Origin of the sequence: Glutamicibacter sp. BW80 (assembly GCF_002332385.1) — a bacterium.
In the GTDB taxonomy this organism is placed as follows: Bacteria; Actinomycetota; Actinomycetes; order Actinomycetales; family Micrococcaceae; genus Glutamicibacter.
Map to the genome: position 1 here is coordinate 14,086 of NZ_NRGV01000050.1, position 21,351 is coordinate 35,436.

Genomic DNA, 21,351 nt, shown 5'->3' on the forward strand with positions numbered 1-21,351 from the left:
GCGCCAGAAGCGGCCCTACAGCGAAGGCCAATTCATTCGGCGGCTTTCCAGCTCTGGCCGGTCCGCGCCGATTAGCGGACAGCCAAGAGCGAGCCGTGAGTTCGTACTTGGCCTTCGTTCCGGGATTCGGATTGGGCCACGGTGAATCCCGCGGCCTCGACATGTGAAGCCAAAAGATCCAAAGGCCAATAGTAGGCGGTGGCAACCGCATGGTCGAAGGGTTCGAGTTTGGGGCCGGTGAAGAACCCCAAGGCAAGGCCGCCGCCGGGGCGAATGCAGCGAGCGAACTCTGCGAGCGCCTCACCGATTAGTTCGGGGATGGTGTGAATCAGTGAATACCAGGCAAGCACGCCGCCCAATGCTTCGGAGCCAACGTGCAAGCTTTCTGCCCGGCCACGTCGGTACCGTTCTTGGGGGTAGTTCCTTTGAGCGATTTTAATGAACTCGGGAACGGGATCTACACCCTCGACGTCAATCCCCAAGGTACTCAAATGATGTGTCCATTGGCCCGGACCGCAACCGACGTCAAGCACTGTGCCCTTGATGCTGCGCGCCCACGTTTCGACAAAAGCCACTTCGGCAGCGGCAGCATGTTCAATGCTGCCGACGGCATCCACATACTGGCTTGCTTTGGCTCCATATGCGGACCTGACGGATTCAAAAGTCATAACGCCACTCTAGATGTTTTGGATCAGAAGGCGTCCAACGTCGTCGCCCCAGAACTTTCCCCGAATAGTTCCGCTCCGTGATCGTTTCCGAAATACGGGCGTGGGCTTTCGAGATGATGGCAAGATATTCGGCATCTTAGGACATATCCGTTAACACTGATCACCGATCCACCGAATATTGCCTTCACCGAAATGGAAGATTTCGTCATGATTGTCTCTGAAATCCGGCTTCTATGTGCGCCCCACCCCCATGAGCGCACAATAGACATGTAGAGTTTTTCCTAGTCGGTGACGTTGCTGCGAAGCACTCGCGATCCGAGAAATTTTCATTTGAAGCGTTGTGCCAGGGCGTCGGATAATCTCCTGAACGTCTGGCAAATAACAGAACCCTCAGAAGGAGACCAGCGTGAAAATCGCCGTCCTGACCAAACAGGTACCTGATACATGGTCGAGCCGTCGCTTGGACCTGCAAACCGGAATGCTCGACCGCGCAGCGGCAGACCTGGTCGCCGATGAGATCTGCGAACGCGCCTGCGAGGTCGCACTCCAAGCGGAAAAGTCATTGGGCGAGGTTGAGGTCATTGCTGTCTCCATGGGAGATGAGAAGGCCGTGCTTGCACTGCGCCGGCTGCTCTCCATGGGTGCGCATTCTGCGGTGCATATCTCCGACCCGGCGCTGGCTGGGTCGGATATGATCTCCACCGCCCGGGTGCTCGCGGCGGCTCTGGCGAAACTCGACGTTGACCTGATCCTTGCAGGCAACGAATCGACCGACGGCAAGGGTGGCATGGTGCCAGCAATGATCGCCGAACTCCTCGACCGTCCGTTGCTGCCCTACGCCGACGAATTGGAAATCAGCGCAAGCGAAGTGACCGGAACCAGCCAGCTGGGCGACACCACCATGAATTTGAGCGTGCAGCTACCCGCCGTCGTCTCGGTGACGGAGAAGTCCGCCGAGCCACGCTTCCCGAACTTCAAGGGAATCCGTGCGGCGAAGACCAAGCCACTGGAAACGTGGACCCTGGCCGACCTCGGCATCGAGGCAGGTCCCGAGGCGGCCCACTTCCGTTCGGTGATGGTCTCTGCGGAGGACCGCCCCGAGCGAGTCGCCGGACCAAAGATTACCGATGACGGAACGGCGGCCACCCAGTTGGCCGACTTCCTGGCCGAGAAGCACTTTATCTAAATCAGCTCGGGCCTTTCCATAATCTTCATCCCCACGATTTGTCCTTGCTCAGGAGGATTTTCCCATGGTTCAAACCACCCACAGCGTGCTAGTCCATGTCCAGGTATCACCGGACGGCTCCCCGCAGAACACCACCGCAGGCTTGCTCGGAACCGCCGCTCAGTTCGGCACGCCCGTCGCCGTTGCCGTCTGTGCCGCGGGCCAAGAACAGCAGCTTGCGGCCAAGCTCGGTGAACTCGGCGCCGCCGAAGTTCACCTGCTGCCTACCGACCTCGACGCCTTGGCTCTCGGCTCGGCCGATGTGGCGGCGCTCGCCTCGGCCACCAGCACTGTCGCTCCGTCCGCGGTGCTGCTCTCCAATACGGCCTCCGGCCGCACCATTGCCGGCCGTTTGGCCATTCGGGTTGAGGGTGCCGTCTGCGTTGATGCGGTGGGCATGCGCTGGGCCGAGGACGAGCCGATCGCCATGCACTCGATTTTCGGCGGAGACGTCACCTCGGAATCCACTGTCGAAGGCGGACCGCGCATCTTCACGATTCGCCCCGGTGCCGTAGATGCCCGCGCCGAGTCCGTCGCGGCACCGCAGCTGACCATCATCGAACCTTCGGCTCTGCCCAAGGTATCCAAGGGCGCCCAAATCCGCTCGGTCGAAGCGATGCAAAGCGATGCCTCCCGTCCGGACCTGCGCAGCGCCAAGATCGTTGTCTCCGGCGGACGCGGAGTGGGCTCGGCCGAAAAATTCGAGATCGTCGAGCAGCTGGCCGATCACTTCGGCGCGGCGATTGGCGCCTCGCGTGCCGCGGTGGATTCAGGCTTTGTCTCGCCGAAGCTGCAGGTGGGCCAGACCGGTGTCATCGTCTCCCCGGACCTGTACATTGCCTTGGGCATCTCCGGGGCGATTCAGCACCGTGCGGGTATGCAGACCGCCAAGACGATCGTAGCCATCGACAAGGATGAGAATGCGCCGATCTTCGACCACGCAGACTTCGGCATCGTTGGCGACCTGTTTACCGTAGTCCCGAAACTGCTCGAGGAAATCCGCACCCGCCAAGGGTAATCAGGGCATTCTCCACTCAGGTAGGTTCCGGCGAAGCATCACCTGCCGGATACGACGACGCGATGAGGTTCAACGATTATGACCAAGCAACGGATGGCAGGCTACACGCCCCTGCGCGCCAAAGGCGGGGTAAAACCCGACGCAGCCGCCGAGCCTGCACAGAAAATTGAGGCGCCACCGACGGCGAGCGTGCCCGCAGCACCGGTCACCGAACCGGTGTCCAGCGAGCCGGCCCCAGAACAGGCTCCTGCACCGGCCGCGACGACGGCCGTTCAGCCTGAGCCAGCGGCGGTCCCCGTCCCGAACGCCGCCGCTGCCTCCTCCCGCCAACGCATGCAGGGCTATACCCCGCTCCGGGCTCCGGCCGCGGGCACCGCCGGCACCAGCGCACAGGTCGCGGAACCGGCTGCCGGTGCTGCGGAACCCGCTGGGGTGGCCGCAGCAACGCCGAGCGAAACTCCGGCAGCTCCGGTAGCTCCGGACTCGGAACCGGCTGCTCCAGCAATGGCCGCTTCGGGCACCGAGGCAGCTTCGGCGGATTCATCCGAACGGGCGGCAGTTCCGTCCAATCGCATGCAGGGCTACACTCCCCTGCGCCAACGCGAGGATGCGGTTGCCGGAAAGTCCACCGAGTCTGCGACTCCCGTTGCCCAAGCCCCAGTGGCTGTCCCGGTTTCTGAACCAGTCGCCGACGACGCAGCCGCACTCGGGCAACCACCGGTCGCTGAAGAAGTCGCCGAGCCCGCGGCCCAAGAGCAACCTGCCGATGCGGAACCTGCCGCGCAGGCCGCGAGCGTGGCCCAGCCTCCCGTCGCGGAAAAGCGCCCGGCCTCCGATGCCCAAGGAACTTCAAAGATCAAGATGAAGCCCTGGGTCAAGCCGGCCATCCTGGTGATCGGAGCGGTCATTGTGGCCCTATTGGTGGTTCTTGCCGCGCGCGGCTTGCGCACGCTGGAACCAATCCAGGACTTCATCGCCACCTATGATGGGCATTCAACCATGCCCGACTCTGCCCCGCTCGGAATTCCGGCTTGGCTTGGTTGGCAGCATTTCTTGAATATGTTCTTTATCGTGCTGATCATCCGCACCGGGTTGCAGGTACGGTATGAGAAACGGCCCGCGGCGATGTGGACGCCCAAGGCGAACTCCTGGTTCTCCCCGAAGGGAAATAGTCCCAAGAAATATTCGCTCAGCATCTGGACCCATCAGGCCTTGGATGCGTTGTGGGTGCTGAACGGAGTGATCTTCGTGATCCTGCTGGCTATTACCGGCCAGTGGATGCGTGTGGTTCCGACCAGCTGGGATGTCTTCCCGAATATGCTCTCCGGCGCCATTCAATATGCCTCGCTCAACTGGCCTGTCGAAAATGGCTGGATTCATTACAATGCCTTGCAGATGACCTCGTACTTCCTCGTGATCTACGTGGCTGCACCGCTGGCCATTGTGACCGGTGTCCGGATGTCCAGCTGGTGGCCGACACAGCCTCAGGCCTTGAACCGGGTCTATCCGATCGAGCTGGCCCGCAAGGTGCATTTCCCGGTGATGATCTTCTTCGTCGCCTTCGTGCTGGTCCACATATTCCTGGTATTCACCACCGGCGCGTTGAAAAACCTGAACCACATGTATGCCTCGCGGGACGCGGCCGACGCCTGGGGGCTGGTGATCTTCTTGGTCTCGGTGGCGGTGGTCGCGGCGGCTTGGGTGTTCACCAGGCCCATGTTCCTCCTGCCGGTGGCAACGATGACCGGCAAAATTTCCAAGAACTAGGGTTCGCTTGCCACGGCGCCTGCAGGCTTCTCAGCGGAGCCGGCGGGCGCCGTTTGGCATCTCAGAGCACCGCTTCGAAGAGCAGAAGCTTCGAGTCACCGTCATCGGCGCGCACCATGCGAATCTCTTCGCCGGCCGCGATCTGCACAAACCCGAATTTCGCGTGCAAGCGTAGCGAGGAGACGTTTCGTTCGTTGGTGAAGTAGTACGCCCGCTGGCTCCGCACAGCGATCCATTCCAGACGCGCCGCAGTGAGGGCCTGGCCAATTCCATGCCTGCGCCAGTCTGGATCTACGATGACCCCGCCGAGGTAGTGGCCTGCCGGTGCAATTCCGTGGGCGTCTTCGTGCCAATGGGTCTTCGCGATGCCGGCAATCTGGGTGCCGGCCACCGCCACTACGACGGTCCGGTGGGAGGTGCTCTGGATTGCCTGCGCCGTCCACGGGTCCCGGCCGCTGTCCACACACAGCTGGGCTATGGCTGCAGCGTCTTCCGCGCGTGCTGCGCACAGCCGTAGATCCTGAATCCCCACGGCCCTTGGCTGTCCCATGTGGTCGGCTCCCTTGCGCCATGCTCGCCACCGGGCGGGTAATCCGCCCGGCCTATCCTCCGCGGTCGCCTGGAGCGCCGGTACCGACGCACCAAAGTTAGTCGACACTAGTCGACGCGTAGTGCCTTGATGACTTTTTCCACTCGTCGAGCACGGGTATCCGCGCCCTTTGCCGAGATGATCGGTTCAACATGACCGCGTTGCTTGCTGTAGGAGAGATTGTTCCAGGCGTCGGCAAGGGCCGGTTCCAGAGACAGTTTCACCGCAAGGTCCTCGGGGACTTCGATGATTCGCGGTGCCTCGTCGAGTTCCAGTTTCACGGTGACCTCATCCCCGGCACCCCGACCGGTGGCACCGCGCGTTTCGGAATTGAAAGAGATCAAAAATTGCCCGCCCATGGATGAGATGGTATTTCGATAGGTGTAGTCCCCGTCGATCGTCACCGTCACCGGTACCCGTTTGCCGTGATTGAATCCCCGGACGATTTCGTCGGGAACAACAATGCCCACGTTATTTCCGGTCGAGGCCATCAATGTGGTGGTGAATTCCGGCATGAGCTGCTCCTTTGTTTCAGGCAAGTCTTTGATCTCCACGGTAGTCCAGTATCTCCGCGCTGACCACCATCAATTCTCATGAGTTGCGAAACGCTGCCAGCGGCCCGCCGGGGAGCCAGATTGGCCAACGCGCACTGGCCCCTGCTCTTCATGGTCCTCAATTCTTTCTGTGGCATCATGGACAGCACCCCCCCCACTCCACGAATACCGCGCGGAGCCATCGCTAATCACGCGTTGCAATCCATGCAAAGGAAAACTTGCCGGAACAAAAACCGAAACCCCACGAACTGCTGATCTTCATCCTCTATCTGGCCGCCTGCGCGCTGATGGCTGGACTTCCGTTTCTCCTCGGATTCCTCACCCCGCTCTGGCTCCCGCAGCTCGGCGAGCTGAAACAGGGCCTTTGGCCATGGGTTCCGGTCCTCGTCATCGTCTTTACCCTGGTACTGCTCGCTACGGGTGAAATCACCGACCGCCTGGTGCGAATGCTATTTCCCGAGGCCGACAAGATTGCCGGCAATACCTTGGAATCGTTGCTGAGCTTCGTGGTGATCGTGGGCTGCTACTATCTGGTCATGAGCACCTACCCGCTGGCCCTGGCGAGCGCCGCGGTCAGCGTGGCGGTCTATTTGCTCTGCACCCCGCTGATCAATCGGCTCACATCCAGCGCACCCCGCGATACACCCGGCGCCCCCTAAGCTCTTGCTTTTTTCTGCACGCAAAAACCCCAGTGGCGCACGAACTGCTGTTCGGCACCACTGGGGTTTTTGCTCGCTCCCGATTCGCGGAAGCGCAGAGCATGAGGAGGCCTAGGCCTCTTCGTCCTCGTCGTCCTTCTTGTACGGATCGGCATCCCCGGCGTGGGTCTTGCCCTCGCGCAGCGAAGCGACCTCAGCGTCCTTTTCCTTGGCCTTGGCCAGCAGTTCATTCAGAAGCGAGGCGCTCTCTGGAATCTCGTCTGCCACGAAGGCCAGGGTAGGGGTCAAGCGAATGGTCAGGTTGCGTCCCAATTCCTTGCGCAGCGCACCGGTGCGCTTGGCGAGCATCTCGGCGATTTCCGCCTTGATCTCACCCTCACCGAACACCGTGTAGTACACGGTGGCGTGCTGCAGGTCGTTGGTGACCCGCGCGTCGGTCACGGTCACGTTGTCGATGCGCTCGTCTTTGATGACGGTGCGCAGCGACTGGGCCATGAGGACCTGTACGCGCTTGGCCAAACGGGCCGCACGGGCTGAATCAGCCATGGATCTCTCCTAAAAAATTGTCGTGAAAGTGAGGAGCGTGGGCGCTCACCGGTCAGTTTACCGGTGCGCGCCCACGCCGTTGCTCATCTAAGGATTAAGCTCGTGGCTTTTCGCGCATCTCGAAGGTCTCGATGATGTCGCCTTCCTTGACGTCGTTGAACGAGCCAAGGCCGATACCACACTCGAAGCCCTCGCGGACCTCGGTGACGTCGTCCTTTTCGCGGCGCAGCGAATCGATGTTCAGGTTGTCTCCCACTACCTTGCCATCGCGAACCAGGCGTGCCTTGGTGTTTCGCTTGATGGTGCCGGAGCGGATGATCGAACCTGCGATGTTGCCGAACTTCGAAGAGCGGAAGACCATGCGGATCTCGGCGCTGCCCAGGGCAACTTCCTCGTACTCTGGCTTCAGCATGCCGGTCAGGGCAGCTTCGATGTCATCGATTGCGGAGTAGATGACCGAGTAGAAGCGCATGTCAACGCCTTCCTTATCGGCCAGGTCTGCCACGCGTTCTGCCGGACGCACGTTGAAGCCAATGATGATGGCATTGTCAACGGTTGCCAGGTTGACGTCGTTCTGGGTGATCGCGCCGACGCCGCGGTGGATCACGCGCAGCTGCACGTCGTCGCCCACGTCGATCTTCATCAGCGAGTCTTCCAGTGCTTCGACAGCACCGGAGGCATCGCCCTTGAGGATCAGGTTCAGCGTATCGATCTTGCCATCTGCCACAGCCTGGTCGAAGTCTTCCAGGGTGATGCGCTTGCGGCGCTTGGCCAGCATGGCGTTGCGCTCTGCGGTTTCGCGCTTGTCGGCGATCTGGCGTGCGGTGCGCTCGTCGTCGGTGATCAGGAAGCCGTCGCCGGCGCGTGGCACCGAGGACATGCCCAAGACCTGAACCGGACGCGACGGCAGGGCCACGTCGAGGTTCTCGCCGTTTTCGTTGAACATGGCACGCACACGGCCGTGGGCGGTGCCCACAACCATGGTGTCGCCCACTGCCAAGGTACCGGACTGCACCAGCACGGTGACAACCGAACCGCGGCCCTTGTCCAGGTTCGCTTCGATGGCTACACCGCGGGCGGACTTGTCAGGGTTCGCCTGCAGTTCCAGCACGTCGCTGGTCAGCAGCACGGCATCGAGCAATTCGTCGATACCATCGCGCTGCAGCGCCGAGACATGGATGAACATGGTGTCGCCACCGTATTCTTCGGGAACCAGACCGTATTCGGTCAGCTGGCCCTTGACCTTGTCAGGGTTGGCGCCTTCCTTGTCGATCTTGTTGACCGCGACGATGATCGGCACGCCGGCAGCCTGTGCGTGGTTCAGCGCCTCAACGGTCTGCGGCATGACGCCGTCATCCGCTGCGACAACCAGCACTGCAACGTCGGTGACCTCGGCACCACGGGCACGCATGGCGGTGAACGCCTCGTGGCCCGGGGTATCGATGAAGGTCATCGCACGGTCGCGGCCTTCGTGCTCGTGGTTGATCTGGTAGGCACCGATGTGCTGGGTGATGCCGCCGTGCTCGCCCTCGGTGACGTTCGACTTGCGGATTGCATCCAGCAGTCGGGTCTTACCGTGGTCGACGTGGCCCATGATCGTGATGACCGGGGCACGCTCTTCGAGCTCGGCTTCGCCTTCAGCCTCAAGTTCGGCATCCAGGTCCAGGCCGAAGCCTTCGAGCAGTTCCTTGTCCTCGTCCTCCGGGGAGACGACCAGGACCTTGTAGCCCAGCTCTGCACCGAGGACCTCGAAGGTCGCCTCGTCCAGCGACTGGGTGGCGGTAGCCATTTCTCCCAGGTGGAAGAGCACGGTGACCAGTGCTGCCGGGTTTGCGCCGATCTTATCGGCGAAGTCGGTGATCGACGCACCACGGCGCAGGCGGATCTCGGAGGATCCGTTGCCGCGTGGAACGTTGACGCCGCCCAGGCTCGGAGCACTCATCTGCTCCAATTCCTGGCGCTTGGCGCGCTTGGACTTGCGCTGCTTGCCGCGTCCGGCGCCGCCCTTACCGAAGGCACCGCCAACGCCGCCACGGCCGCGTGGAGCGCCCGGACGGAATCCGCCGCCGCCTGCACCGGCACCCGGAGCGCCACCTGGACCGCCGCCGCCACCTGGACGACCGCGACCGCCGGCACCCGGACGACCGCCGGCTGCTGGAGCCGGACGATCGGTGCGGTTAGGCATCATACGTGGAGTTGCGCCACCTGCGGCGCCTGCGCCACCAGCGCCGGCACCTGCCGGACGTGGTGCGCCGGTTCCGGCACCTGCTGGGCGTGGACCGCCCTGGCCCTGGCCGGCCGGACGCTGTCCGCCGGCACCCTGTGGGCGTGGACCGCGAGCTGGTGCACCATCACGTGGTGGACGCGGACCGCCGGTACCTTGACCGCCAGCACCCTGGGGGCGTGGGCCTCGGCCTGCTGGACGTGGACCGCCCTGGCCGCCTTCGCCGCGCATTCCCTGCTGTGCGGAGAATGGCGAGTTGCCCGGACGTGGACCGCCTGGACGTGGAGCTCCTGCGCCGGCGCCCTGTGGGCGTGGTGCACGGTTCTGGCCGCCGTCGCGGGAACCACGACGTTCATCCCCGCCGCGCATTCCCTGCTGCGAGGAGAACGGGCTGTTGCCGGGGCGTGGGGCGCCAGCTGGCTTGGGTGCCGGCTTTGGACCTGGGCGTGGACCGCCCGGGGCCGGGGCTGCCGGAGCCTTGGCTGCCGGGGCGTCCGCCTCGGGAGCCTTGGCCGCTGGTGCTGCTGCCGCCGGAGCGGCTGGAGCCGCCGGAGCAGCTGGCGACTTAGCAGCTGGGGCCGCCGGAGCTTCCGGAGCCTTAGCTGCTGGGGTAGCCGGGGTGGCAGCTGGCTTGGCCGCAGGCTTAGCGCCTGGCTTTGGACCGCCAGCACGTGGTGCTGGGGTCGAGCCTGCTGGCTTGGCTGGGGCTGCCGAACCTGGGAAGGCATCGCGCAGTTTGCGCGCTACCGGAGGTTCAACGGTTGAGGAAGCAGAGCGAACGAATTCGCCCATATCCTGCAACTTAGTTAGGGCTTCTTTTGAAGTAATTCCGAGCTCTTTAGCGAGCTCGTGAACGCGGGGTTTAGCCACATCTCTCCTGTGTCGATGCGATCGGCTAGAACCCCGGGTTCAATAAGACTTGGGTGTTCTGGCTGATCAGCGTTGTAATTCGTGAAATTCTTCCGCCGCACGGTGGATCACGCAAAACCGATTGTTCATCGTTGTGCGCTCAACTTAGCGGACTCATCGGGTTGCCATCAGATTTCTGACCCGCTTTCATCATGATTGCCAGATAGCCGGCCCGTTGCCGACTGATCTTCGTATGCGGCGAACTGCTGTGCCACGCAGGAGTCATCAACCGAACTTCTAAAAGCTCGGGAAAATGCCTTGCGTCGCACAGCATGCCGCACACACTTTTCGGTTCCATGGGTCCAGGCACCCCGCCCTGCGGCGGAGCCCGAAAGATCCAGATGCACACCGCGCAGCGGTGAGTCCTGATTCAAAACCCAACGGAGTAGCTCATCTTGAGATGTGATGGTTCGACAGCCAATGCACGTACGTTGCTGATGCAGTTTCATGCGAGCGCCATCCTCACCTTCCACAACTTGTCAACGAGCCAACTACTAGTCTAGCGCGTTTAGACCTCGGCGCACGCGTGAGGTCCAGATCACAGGTACGCCGAGGCCAAAAAACGTGCTAGGCAAATCTATTTTCCGTCTCCCGTTGACCGGGATCAGGAATTGCTCAAAATTAGAACTGTGGTTCCTTGCCACCGGATGCGGCAATGATGTCGATGCGCCAGCCGGTCAGCTTGGCGGCCAGACGCGCGTTCTGGCCTTCCTTGCCGATGGCCAGAGACAGCTGGCTGTCCGGCACGACTACACGAGCGCGACGCTCGTCCTCGTCGAGGATTTCGACCGAGACGACCTTCGATGGGGACAAAGCGGCAGCGATGAACTTGGCCGGATCCTCGTTGTAGTCAACGATGTCGATCTTCTCGTCGTTCAACTCGTTCATCACCGCACGCACGCGGGTACCCATTTCACCGATGCAAGCGCCCTTGGCGTTCACTCCGGCTTGGGTGGCGTGCACCGCAAGCTTGGTGCGGTGCCCTGCTTCGCGGGCCAAGGCCTCAACCACGACGGTGCCGTCTGCGATCTCCGGAACTTCCATTTCGAACAGCAGGCGAACCAGATTCGGGTGCGAACGCGACAAGGTGATTGCCGGGCCCTTGGTACCGCGTTCGGCGGAGACCACATAGGAACGCAAGCGGCTGCCATGGGTGTAACGCTCGCCTGGAACCTGCTCGGGCGGTGGAAGCAGTGCCTCGACCTCACCGATATTCACCTGGACCATATGCGAGGAGTGGCCCTGCTGGATGACCCCGGAGATCAGCGTGCCCACGCGGGAGGAGTACTCCCCCACGACCACTGCGTCTTCGGCTTCGCGCAGACGCTGCATGATCACCTGACGTGCGGTGGACGCGGCAATGCGGCCGAAACCGTGCGGGGTGTCATCAAATTCGCCCAGCAGCACGCCGGTGGAATCGCGGTCCTCGACGAGGATTGCCACATGTCCATTGCTTTGCTCGATATGAGCGCGAGCACCGGGCATTGCGCCGTCGGTCTTGTTGTAGGCCAGCAGCAGTGCCGACTCGATGGTAGGGATCAGCACATCCATCGGGATGTCCCGCTCTTTTTCCAGGATGCGTAGCGCATCGAGATCAATATCCATGCCTAGCCCTCCAAATCTTCGTTATCAATGTTTTCAAATAGCGCGTCGTCGAAATTGATTTCCGGGTCAACGACTGCCTTGCGGATATCTTCCAGGGCGAAGGTCTTCGGTTCGTCGACCTTGACCTTCATGCCCTTTTTGGCAGGCTCGTGGTGCACGGAAATGACTACCTCGGTGTCGGTGACCTCGGTCAGCCGGCCACGCAGCTTGCTGCCGTCGGAGAGATTAAACTTCACCATCCGGTTCTTCGCACGGATCCAGTGACGATTCAGCGTCAGTGGGCGCGAAAGACCTGGGGAGCTTACTTCGAGTTCATATGGATCTACTGACGCGTATTTGGCGTCCTGATCCAAGGCATTAGAAATGGTGGTAGTTACTTCACCAAGTTCGTCCAAAATCACCGATTGGGTGCCGTCAGCCTTGTCGACGATGACCTGCACGGTCATCTGCTTTCCCGAAGGGCGGACAGAGACTTCTTCCAGCACCAGCCCGTGGGATTCCACTTCCTTCTCCAGCACGGTCGTCAACCGTTGTGCCTCTTGTTCGGTATCAGCCGGCTTAGCGGTCATGGATATCCTCCCACGTTATTCGATGTTGTCCTTTAAGGGTATATGCACGCACGCAAGATGAGAACTGCTTAATGGGCACAGGTGAAAGAACTCACGCGCAATTCGCGCATTCAGCGCGTTTGAACCGGGCTTAGCCCGCAACTTCATGGCATGATCGAATCGCCATGACTGAGAACTCGACACCGCAACCCACCCGACGCACCCCAAAAGCCAGGCGCGCACCGGGCTGGATCGCACCGCTGCTAGCCGGAGTTCTATGCGCTGGCCTCACCTGGGGTGTGGGCATGAGCATCTTTCGAGGGTCGTTGGAAGATCGTGGCCTGCCGGAGGAAATCCGCGGAAGTTCCGAAGCGCAGCTCCAGCTGTGGCAGTACGGCTCAACCCTGGCGCAACTCGCCTCCCAGGCCGACGCGTTGGCCGCGCTGGCAGGCTCGGACAGCGCCGGCGCCCTGAGCGAATTGAGCGCCACCTTGGCTCATGGCTCGCGGCTGGTTGGCCAGTTGAGTTTCGAGGATCAGCCAGCGGAGCCGTTGGCGCAAAGCTTCAGCCCCGAGGCGGTTTCCAAACTGGCCGAACAGGTTGCCGAGCTGAGCACCCATATGCCGGCCATCCCCGAAGAGCAGGCACCGCTGGCACCCGCGCTGACGCAGCTGGCCTTCCAAACAAATCTCGAAGCGCGCAGCGCGCTACGCACCGTAGCCAAGCAGGAGTCGGTGGATCAGCTGCCCGCCCCGCTGCTCTCCGGGCAGGGCGAAGCCGAGGGGGAACCTGTGGGTTGCCTCAGGGATCTGAAGCTCCTAGACGCGGAAACCCCGATTTCCGATCCGGCGTTGCATGATGACGTACGGGTGGCCCGGGCGCTGGACCGCGGCTATGCATTGGACTACATCCTGCAATTGCAGGCTGCGCGCGGAGCCAACGCGGATGCGGCGCAGATCGAAGAGCGCCGCACGATGTTGAATGCCGAACTGCGCAAGGTGCGCTCGGTGCTGCCAGGCGACTGTGCGGACCTACGCCAGTCGGCCTATGTTCTGCCCGAGGACGGATTCAATGAGCTCGGTTCGCTGGCCACAGAAGCCGAGGACGATTTTGTTCAAGCGCTAGCTCTTGCATCGGGTGCCGCGAAGGACAGCGCGCAAGGCACGTTGGCCGAAACGACCTGGCAGGTTCTGATTGAGCAGCGCCAACGTGGACTAGATCCAGAACTGCTGAACGCCAGCGAGTAATACTCGCCAAGTATTACCTGCACGCCTGGGTCTGAACGATTCAGCGGCCGAAAACGTACCTGCTCAGAATGATGTGCCCGCATCGCCGTGTGTGACAAGATACATTCAACCGCACAGATTCTGAGGAGTTCCCAGTGTTTGATTCCCCCGGTGGAATTTTCGGCAGCCAGGCGCTCGCAGTCCTTTTGACGCCTGGCATCATCCTCTGGTGGACCGGCACTCGGTCGCGAGGAACCCTCGCAATTACTGCGAAGCCTCAGGTAGTCGGCTAATGGACGTCCCTTGCGGCCTCGGTTTTACCGGCTCAGACTACGCTGCATCCCGCCAAAGGATTCCACGGTGAGTTTCTCCACGCCCTCAGGACAGGCGCATTCCCCGCGCGGCACCGCAAGCGGCGTCCGGGTAGCCACGCTGGTGCCAGGCAAAGATCTGGTCCAACGCCTGTTCGTTGCTATCGCCGGGTTTATCTTCGAGATGATCGTCTGGTCCGCAAGGAACCCCGGGGGCTATGCAGGGACAATTCCATCCTGGATCATCATCACGGTTGCTGCTCTGGGTTACACCACCTTCGTGATGACCCGCTCGCCGATCCTTGGCTACTACACGATGATCTTGCTGAGCACCGGCTGCCTCATCGACCCCATGGCACCGACCATGATGGTCGGGTTCCTCATTGCCGTTTTCTACCTGGCCCGGCGCTTGCCGCGACGCAGGGCATATCTGGCCCTGATCGGCGCAGCCATCCCGATACTGACCGCCTCGTTGGTTTCCACGAAGTTGCAAGTCATCGGTAACCTCACGACGGTTCTCCCCAGCGCGGCCGTCTTCACGCTGCTGGTTCTCGCGGTGTGGGGCTCGGGCGTGGCATTGGCCAGCTATGAGCGCACGTTGCGCACGGAACGTGCTTGGGCAATTCGTGCCCGCGAAGAAGCCACCACGACGGAGCGGCTGCGTATCAGCCGCGACCTGCATGATTCTGTGGCGCACTCGCTCACGGCGATCGTATTGCAGACCGCTGGCCTGAGGGCGGTGCAACGCACCAAGTCGCGCGAAATTGACCTGGATGCGGCACTCGCGGATATGCAGCAGACCGCGGAGCAGAGCATCCGCGAACTACACCGTCTGCTGGGACTCTTGCGCGGCGAGGGAGACGCCCCAGATTCTCCGCCGCGCGGAATCTCCGACTTTGCCGAGCTCATCCAGGCGGCGCGAACTTCGGGGGTCGAAATCCACGAGTCTATTTCCGGCCCCGAGCGTCCGCTCGATCCAAGCGTCGGACACGCTGCCTATCGTGTAGTCCAAGAGGGCCTGTCAAATGTGATGCGCCACGCCGGTCAAGGCGCCAAAGCCTACGTCGAAACCCATTGGGAGTCCGAAGAGCTGACAGTATCCATCCGTTCGCTATCCGGAATCACCGAAAAGTCGGGCCTCTCGGGCGGGTTCGGGCTGCTGGGCTTGCGCGAACGCGTCACTATCTGCGGAGGAACACTAGTCAGCGGTCCTACCGATAGCGGTTTTCTCGTCAAAGCGGCTCTGCCCGTGCGAACTGAACTAGGCTCGGGCCATAACAGCTCGTCGGATGATTTGTGAGTGGAGCGTCAACACGATGATCGCAGACCAAGAACCCACCGACCAAGGCCCGAATTCGGGTTCCAGAATTCGCATCCTCATAGTGGATGATCAGCCGATGGTCCGCGCTGGCATTTCCATGTTGCTTTCCGCCGAGCCTGACCTCGCGGTGATCGGCGAGGCGAGCTCAGGGCCCCAAGCATTGGAATTTGCTGGCAAGCACCTCCCCGACGTGGTGCTCATGGATGTGCGCATGCCTGGGATCGACGGGGTCGAGGCCACCAAGCAACTGGTTCGTGAAACTCGGGAGAACCAGGACCGGTTGGTCCGGGTGCTGATTATGACAACTTTTGATGATGAGGAGGTCGTGGTCAAGGCGCTCCAAAACGGTGCAAGTGGATATCTGCTGAAACACGCCTTGCCCAACGAGATCGCGGCCGCGATACGGCGGGTAGCGGCCGGTGAGACTTGGCTGGATGCGACGGCTGCCACCCGGCTCGTACAGCGCCTGCACATGAGCTCCTCCGCCTTGCCGGACATCACCGAGCTGCTGACTCCTCGCGAACAGGAAGTCCTGCGACTAGTGGCCGCGGGCCTGTCCAATCAGGAGATCCGAGACCTGCTGGTGCTCAGCGAGGCGACCGTCAAAACTCACGTGGCCCGAATCCTCTTCAAGACCGGCTCGCGGGACCGCGCCTCGGCTGTGGCCTTGGCGTACCGCTCGGGCTTCAGCCGTGCGGATGACAAGATCCCGGGACGAAACTGAAAGTTTCCAGAGAAAGATACCGTGCAGGTATGACGACGGCAGAACCTCAATTTGAGATCCTAGAACCAACGCCACAGCAATCCCTCAGCGCCTCGAGGGTGTGGCCTGGTGGGAGCGGTTGTTGCCACCGTATGACGTCCTAGATGACGGTCAGCCTTTTTGGGAACCTGCGTTAGGGGGAAAGCTTTTGGGGCAAATCCAAAGGCTCAGCTTCTTTAATGCGCCCGGCCTATGGGGATGGGTCAAGGCTGATTGATGTTGATTCTAGGTAAGGCAGTATGGGGACATTGCCTCCAGGAATTGCCGGCTCGCAGTCCAAGCGAACCGGCAATTCGTGGTTAAAGTGCATGCATCTCTCCGCCCCGCCCACGTTGGGCAATTGGCCGCCGCCAACCACCGCGGCAAGCCGGTGTTCGGTTTCGGAAAGGTGATGATTCTAGCCGGGCTGGATGCCTTTGGCTGGACCGTTTCCCGCGAATCGTTGTGCCCCTAGGCAAAGATCATGTCTGAACCGAGTTTGATGATCAGCGCGCACACCACGATCACGAAGATGATCCTGATGAATTTGCTGCCTTTGGAAATCGCCATGCGGGCACCGAGGTAGCCGCCGGCCATATTCATCAGTCCCATGGCCAACCCCAACCCGAAAACCACGTGCCCAGCCGGAATGAACAACACCAGGGCGCCAAAGTTGGTGGCTAGGTTGACGATCTTCGCTTTGGCCGAGGACTGCAAGAAGTTGTACCCCAGCACCGTGACCATAGCGATGATCAAAAATGATCCGGTACCCGGACCAATCATGCCGTCATAGCCGCCGATGATCAGTCCGATCACTACCGCCCGCAGGTAGTGCCCACTACCCCGGTAGCGTAGCTTGCTCAGCTCTCCGGCTTTGGGCTTGAAAATTGTAAAGGCCAGCACCGCCACCAACGCGGCGATAATGATTGGCTGGATGGCTTCTTCGGGCAGAATCGTGGCAATGGCTGCACCACCAAAGGCACCAACCATGGCCATCAGGGCCATGGGGATTGCCGTTTTCAGGTCCGGGCTGGTCCGCCTGTAGTAGGTAATCGCGCTGGTGGCGGTGCCAAAAATGGAACCCAGCTTATTCGTGGCCAGGGCCTGTACTGGGCTCATTCCGGGAAAGAGAAGCAGCGCGGGCAACTGGATCAGTCCACCGCCACCGACAACTGCATCGATCCAACCAGCCGCAAACCCTGCTAACAAAAGCAGGATCAGCGACGTCCAGCTGAACTCAACACCATCAAGTGACAAGAAGGAGAGAATCTCCGGCACCGCGCTGCACCTCTATTCATTTATTGCTTGTGAAAAGCTACCGGCAGTTTACGCGGTCAGCTCTTCCACCACGTCGGCAACGGCAACGTCACGACGCTCGCCGGTGGCACGATCCTTGACCTCAACCACTCCGTCGCTTAGCCCGCGGCCCACCACAACAATGGTTGGCACACCGATCAACTCTGCGTCGGAGAACTTCACGCCGGCCGAAACCTTTGCACGGTCATCGAAGATAACCTCCATGCCCTTGGCTTCGAATTCCTTGGCTAGTTTTTCGCCCGCTGCCAGCAGCTCTTCGCCCTTGCCGGTCACGACAATGTGAATGTCGACCGGGGCGACCTGCTTAGGCCAGGCAAGGCCCTTTTCATCGTGGTAGGCCTCGGCGAGGGCTGCTACCGCACGGGTAACGCCAATACCGTAGGAACCCATGGTGACCACAGAGAGCTTGCCGTTCTTGTCCAGCACCTTGAGATCCAAGGCTGCCGCGTATTTACGGCCGAGCTGGAAGATGTGTCCCATTTCGATACCGCGTTCGGCACGCAGCGGGCCGGAGCCGTCCGGAGCCGGGTCACCTGCGCGCACATTAACCGATTCGATGGTGCCGTCGAAGGAGAAGTCGCGCTCGGCCACCAGGCCGAAGACATGCTTGCCCTTTTCGTTGGCGCCGGTGATCCAGCTGGAGCCGGAGACCACGCGCGGATCAACCAGGTAGGTGATCCCGCTGGAGGCTTCGGAGCCCAGCACCTGCTGGTCCAGTCCGTTGCCTGGGCCAATGTAGCCGGCGATCAGCTCTGGGTGCTTGGCGAGGTCTTCGGCACTGGCCGCCTCGACCAGCACTTCGCCGCTGATGTCCAGGGCCATGCCGATGGTTGCTTGCGCGCGCCTCAGGTCGACCTGGCGGTCCCCCGGCACTCCAATGGCCACGACGTGGCGGTTGCCTTCGGGGTCGATGACCGCGACGACGACGTTCTTGAGCGTGTCGGCCGCAGCCCATTCGCCTTCTGCGCGCGGGCGCAGCTCGTTGGCGGCGGCAACCAGCGTCTCGATGGTTGGGGTCTCCGGGGTATCGAGGACTTCGAATGCCGGAGCGTCGCTGAAATCGATTGCCTCGGGAACGACGGTTGTAACCGCTTCAACGTTGGCCGCGTAGCCGCCTGGCGAACGCACAAAGGTGTCTTCGCCGATGGCAGTTGGGTGCAAGAATTCCTCGGACTTCGAGCCGCCCATGGCACCTGCCTGCGCGAACACTGGCACGACTTCTAGGCCCAGGCGCTCGAAAATACGAAGGTACGCGCCGCGGTGTGCGTCGTAGGCTTCGTCGAGACCCTCGTCATCGATGTTGAAGGAGTACGAATCCTTCATGATGAATTCGCGGCCGCGGAGCAGGCCTGCGCGCGGACGCGCTTCGTCGCGGTACTTATTCTGGATCTGGTACAGGTAGGCAGGAAGGTCCTTGTACGAGGAGTACAGGTCCTTGACCAGCAAGGTGAACATTTCCTCGTGCGTTGGAGCAAGCAGGTAGTCCGCACCCTTGCGGTCCTGCAGGCGGAAGAGCCCTTCGCCGTATTCAGTCCAACGTCCGGTCTGTTCGTAAGGCTCGCGTGGCAGCAGTGCCGGGAAATGAACTTCCTGAGCACCAATGGCGTCCATTTCTTCGCGGACAATAGCTTCTACGCGAGCAAGCACCTTCAAGCCCAGTGGCAGCCAGGTATAAATGCCCGGTGCTGCGCGGCGAATGTATCCGGCTCGAACCAACAGCTTATGGCTGTCTACTTCTGCTTCAACCGGATCTTCGCGCAAGGTGCGCAGGAACAGGGTGGAAAGCTTCAAAACCACGCGGGGCGTCCTTTTCCGTAAGTCGCCGGTCCATGGTGTGCCACTGGAGGTCGACTCAGCTATGCAAAATCTGATGTGTAATTGGCTTAAAAATAGCCTTCCACAATCCTAACCTCTATAGGCAAAACCCTAGTATTCCTAAGGCTGTGGAGACTACCGTGATTCTTACCGCAGTAGAAAAACTACTGCCCTGGGAGGGTTTCTCTCCAGGCGTTGGCCGTCGTGCTCGAAACTCTCGCCAACCACCCTTCGATGATCACTTCACGAAGCTGATCTACCTTGATGTGTTCTAAATGGAATAACACAATGTCGGTCCCGGTCAAATGCTGAATATCAAAGAACAGTTCTCCGAAAGCATCAATCAGTTCTTTCTTGGCAATCACTGATGCGGTGCGCACCGCGTAGATTTGGCCTTGCGGCACAGGTAGCCCCTGATCAACGAGTCTTTTCGTGTCGGCTTTCCCTAGCGGCCGCCGCCAAATGACCATGCCGCGGGGCACCGCCCACTTCGCTCCGGTACCATATCCACTAATGCCTTCCTCGAGCTGAGGCAGCGCTGCTGCTATTACTCGGATGTCTGCAATCGTGGCCATCCTCCCATGCTCTCGCGCGCACACGAGGATTCGCAAGTGCACAAGGTATATGTCGAGCTGGCATACAGCAACGCCGCCTGCCTCCGAAATGGAAGCAGGCGGCGAATGGTGAAAAATCTCGCGTTACTGAGTCTTTTCCAACTCGGCAACTGCGACGTTGAGCTCCTTGACCAGCTCGTCGATTTTAGCCTGTTCGTCCTCAACGGCACCGGAGAAGGATATGGACACCGCATTAGCGCCGACAAGACCCTGCACGGTATAGCTGCCCATCGGCACCTCGGTGCCTTCCATGGTGATGCTCGTCTTCGTTGCCGTGGTCACTTTGGCGTCCGAGGTAGCGTCAAGCATTTCAGCCGAAGCGTTAAGCTTCATTCCCTGCATTTCCATGGAGAAGCTGTCGCAGCCCTGCAGGTCCTTGGCCTCGACGGTCTTCTTGATCTCGGATAGCTTTGCGTCATCCTCGTAGGATGCAACGCTGTAGCTGGTTGACTCGCCGACCTCCGCACCAGCGACGGTGGCAACGGCCATATTGATGCCTTCGATGTCCCATGAGCTCTGCTGCGCGACCAATTCAGCGCACTTGGCAGGCTCGATGTTCATGCCCTCGACAAGTTCCTTCGCCTGTGGCAGAGACTCTGCGATCGCAGCACCGTCGATGATCTGCGCGCCGGATTCATCGGCTACTAGCTTTTCTACGACTTCCTTGACCTTTTCGGAACTCAAAGGCTCCGCTGCCGGGGCCTGTTCGGAGGATTGCGCCTCATCCGATGCTGCCGGTGCTTCATTGCCCGAGTCCGAGCAACCGGTCAACGCCAGTGCCCCAGCCAGCGGAAGCAACCAAAGTGAACGCTTTTTCATGATTCAGTCCTCACGTTGAATGGTGTTACTTCCACTGTATTTGAATAATGGTTAGAAATAAAAGCCCTAGGCCTAATTATTGCAACGATTTGATTTCGGCAAACGCTTGGTCGGCCAGCTTCATAGCTTCTCCCGCGAGCAGGGGTGCTTCCACGGTTCCACTGGAAAATGTCACCAGAACGAAACTATTGCCTTCAAGAGCCTGCACCGCGACCGAATTCAGGTACTCGTCTGCCCCGACCTTCATTTGCGTGGCCATCGTCAGCGCCTGGTCTGCGGTTGAGTCAAGGTCCAATATCTGTCGGTCCGTGTTTACTTCCTGACCGGAGACGCTCACGCTAATCGATTCGCATCCTTCGATGTCGGAGAGCTTCAGAGCCTCAGAGATATTTTTCCGGGTCTGTGCATCGGTGATCGAGAATATCTGGATCACTTTGCCCGTGGAGTCCCCCTGGACCGTTGCAGATGCCGCCACTGTGCCGGTCAGGTCCGTGACGGTGTACTTCTCTTGCTGTTTAGCGCATTCCTCCGGCTTGATACCGTTGCTGCCTTCCATGGTCTTGGCATTCTCCAACTGAGGTTTCATCACCTCGTTGTCCAAGATCTGCGCAGAGGAATCCTCGCCTACAAGCTTCGTGACCACGTCCTTGACCTGGTCTGCGGAGAGCGACTTGCCGCTTGTTTGATCCTGCTTCTGGGACGGTGCGGGACTCGACTCGGTCGTTACCGGATCAGCATTATCGCTTCCCGAGCAGCCAGTGAGAATCAGGGTTGCGGCCAGAGGAAGCAGCCAGAGGGAACGCTTGGTCATAGATCAATCCTTAGAATGCGCCACGGCTCCAAGCCTGGCTAGAAATGCTGGAAATGCGAAGCC

The 21,351-nt window shown here is 60.7% G+C and carries 20 protein-coding genes; 8 read left to right on the plus strand and 12 right to left on the minus strand.

Annotated elements, in window-relative coordinates; translation table 11 throughout:
• Positions 1-71: 71 nt before the first annotated feature.
• Positions 72-668, minus strand: coding sequence for a class I SAM-dependent methyltransferase (locus tag CIK76_RS13350; protein ID WP_096287268.1), 597 nt, complete (start codon positions 666-668; stop codon positions 72-74).
• A gap of 406 nt (positions 669-1,074) precedes the next feature.
• On the opposite strand from CIK76_RS13350, the gene CIK76_RS13355 reads away from it, so the two are divergent.
• The 3 genes from CIK76_RS13355 (at position 1,075) to CIK76_RS19860 (ending at position 4,678) form a co-directional block, all read left to right on the plus strand.
• Complete coding sequence (locus CIK76_RS13355) at positions 1,075-1,854, plus strand: electron transfer flavoprotein subunit beta/FixA family protein (protein ID WP_176484216.1); 780 nt, start codon at positions 1,075-1,077, stop codon at positions 1,852-1,854.
• Between the two features lie 64 nt (positions 1,855-1,918).
• Positions 1,919-2,911, plus strand: coding sequence for an electron transfer flavoprotein subunit alpha/FixB family protein (locus CIK76_RS13360; protein WP_096287270.1), 993 nt, complete (start codon positions 1,919-1,921; stop codon positions 2,909-2,911).
• 78 nt (positions 2,912-2,989) lie between these two features.
• Positions 2,990-4,678 carry a cytochrome b/b6 domain-containing protein gene (locus CIK76_RS19860; protein WP_255248471.1) on the plus strand — a complete coding sequence of 563 codons (1,689 nt, stop codon included), beginning with the start codon at positions 2,990-2,992 and terminating at the stop codon, positions 4,676-4,678.
• 61 nt (positions 4,679-4,739) lie between these two features.
• Here CIK76_RS19860 and CIK76_RS13370 read toward each other — a convergent pair whose 3' ends face one another.
• Together CIK76_RS13370 and CIK76_RS13375 are read right to left on the minus strand one after the other, a co-directional pair.
• Complete coding sequence (locus CIK76_RS13370; RefSeq protein WP_096287272.1) at positions 4,740-5,228, minus strand: GNAT family N-acetyltransferase; 489 nt, start codon at positions 5,226-5,228, stop codon at positions 4,740-4,742.
• Positions 5,229-5,335: 107 nt separating this feature from the next.
• Positions 5,336-5,782, minus strand: a complete 447-nt coding sequence (locus tag CIK76_RS13375) for a YdeI/OmpD-associated family protein (protein WP_096287274.1) — start codon at positions 5,780-5,782, stop codon at positions 5,336-5,338.
• A 257-nt stretch (positions 5,783-6,039) separates the two neighbouring features.
• Here CIK76_RS13375 and CIK76_RS13380 point away from each other — a divergent pair, with 257 nt between their 5' ends.
• Positions 6,040-6,480, plus strand: a complete 441-nt coding sequence (locus CIK76_RS13380; protein ID WP_096287276.1) for a hypothetical protein — start codon at positions 6,040-6,042, stop codon at positions 6,478-6,480.
• Between the two features lie 111 nt (positions 6,481-6,591).
• On the opposite strand, the gene rbfA is transcribed toward CIK76_RS13380, so the two are convergent.
• From rbfA to CIK76_RS13405, 4 genes are all read right to left on the minus strand, one after another.
• A complete protein-coding gene (gene rbfA, locus CIK76_RS13385) occupies positions 6,592-7,026 on the minus strand; it encodes a 30S ribosome-binding factor RbfA (RefSeq protein ID WP_096287278.1) in 435 nt (144 codons plus the stop codon).
• Positions 7,027-7,120: 94 nt separating this feature from the next.
• Positions 7,121-10,120, minus strand: coding sequence for a translation initiation factor IF-2 (infB, locus tag CIK76_RS13390; RefSeq protein WP_096287280.1), 3,000 nt, complete (start codon positions 10,118-10,120; stop codon positions 7,121-7,123).
• 660 nt (positions 10,121-10,780) lie between these two features.
• Positions 10,781-11,764 (minus strand): transcription termination factor NusA, encoded by a 984-nt coding sequence (gene nusA / locus CIK76_RS13400; RefSeq protein WP_096287284.1) that lies wholly within the window; start codon positions 11,762-11,764, stop codon positions 10,781-10,783.
• 2 nt (positions 11,765-11,766) lie between these two features.
• Positions 11,767-12,333, minus strand: coding sequence for a ribosome maturation factor RimP (locus tag CIK76_RS13405; protein ID WP_096287286.1), 567 nt, complete (start codon positions 12,331-12,333; stop codon positions 11,767-11,769).
• Between the two features lie 164 nt (positions 12,334-12,497).
• On the opposite strand from CIK76_RS13405, the gene CIK76_RS13410 reads away from it, so the two are divergent.
• The 4 genes from CIK76_RS13410 (at position 12,498) to CIK76_RS19625 (ending at position 16,387) form a co-directional block, all read left to right on the plus strand.
• Entirely contained in the window at positions 12,498-13,559 is a 1,062-nt protein-coding gene (locus tag CIK76_RS13410) for a hypothetical protein (protein ID WP_141393561.1), read from the plus strand.
• Between the two features lie 339 nt (positions 13,560-13,898).
• Positions 13,899-15,149 (plus strand): histidine kinase, encoded by a 1,251-nt coding sequence (locus CIK76_RS13415; protein ID WP_096287290.1) that lies wholly within the window; start codon positions 13,899-13,901, stop codon positions 15,147-15,149.
• Positions 15,150-15,165: 16 nt separating this feature from the next.
• Complete coding sequence (locus tag CIK76_RS13420; protein WP_096287292.1) at positions 15,166-15,894, plus strand: response regulator transcription factor; 729 nt, start codon at positions 15,166-15,168, stop codon at positions 15,892-15,894.
• A 343-nt stretch (positions 15,895-16,237) separates the two neighbouring features.
• Positions 16,238-16,387 carry a hypothetical protein gene (locus CIK76_RS19625; protein ID WP_217990393.1) on the plus strand — a complete coding sequence of 50 codons (150 nt, stop codon included), beginning with the start codon at positions 16,238-16,240 and terminating at the stop codon, positions 16,385-16,387.
• Here CIK76_RS19625 and CIK76_RS13425 read toward each other — a convergent pair.
• The 5 genes from CIK76_RS13425 to CIK76_RS13445 all read right to left on the minus strand — a co-directional run bounded on the left by CIK76_RS13425 (position 16,384) and on the right by CIK76_RS13445 (position 21,288).
• The gene (locus tag CIK76_RS13425) at positions 16,384-17,190 is read right to left on the minus strand and encodes a TSUP family transporter (protein ID WP_096287294.1); all 807 of its coding nucleotides are present in this window, start codon (positions 17,188-17,190) and stop codon (positions 16,384-16,386) included. The two genes, CIK76_RS19625 and CIK76_RS13425, sit on opposite strands and share 4 nt — an antisense overlap.
• Positions 17,191-17,238: 48 nt before the next feature.
• On the minus strand, positions 17,239-19,026 hold the full coding sequence (locus tag CIK76_RS13430) for a proline--tRNA ligase (RefSeq protein WP_096287296.1): 1,788 nt from the start codon (positions 19,024-19,026) through the stop codon (positions 17,239-17,241).
• A 182-nt stretch (positions 19,027-19,208) separates the two neighbouring features.
• On the minus strand, positions 19,209-19,619 hold the full coding sequence (locus CIK76_RS13435; RefSeq protein ID WP_096287298.1) for a hypothetical protein: 411 nt from the start codon (positions 19,617-19,619) through the stop codon (positions 19,209-19,211).
• Positions 19,620-19,742: 123 nt separating this feature from the next.
• Positions 19,743-20,477, minus strand: a complete 735-nt coding sequence (locus tag CIK76_RS13440; RefSeq protein ID WP_096287300.1) for a hypothetical protein — start codon at positions 20,475-20,477, stop codon at positions 19,743-19,745.
• A 76-nt stretch (positions 20,478-20,553) separates the two neighbouring features.
• The gene (locus tag CIK76_RS13445; RefSeq protein ID WP_096287302.1) at positions 20,554-21,288 is read right to left on the minus strand and encodes a hypothetical protein; all 735 of its coding nucleotides are present in this window, start codon (positions 21,286-21,288) and stop codon (positions 20,554-20,556) included.
• Positions 21,289-21,351: the final 63 nt, after the last annotated feature.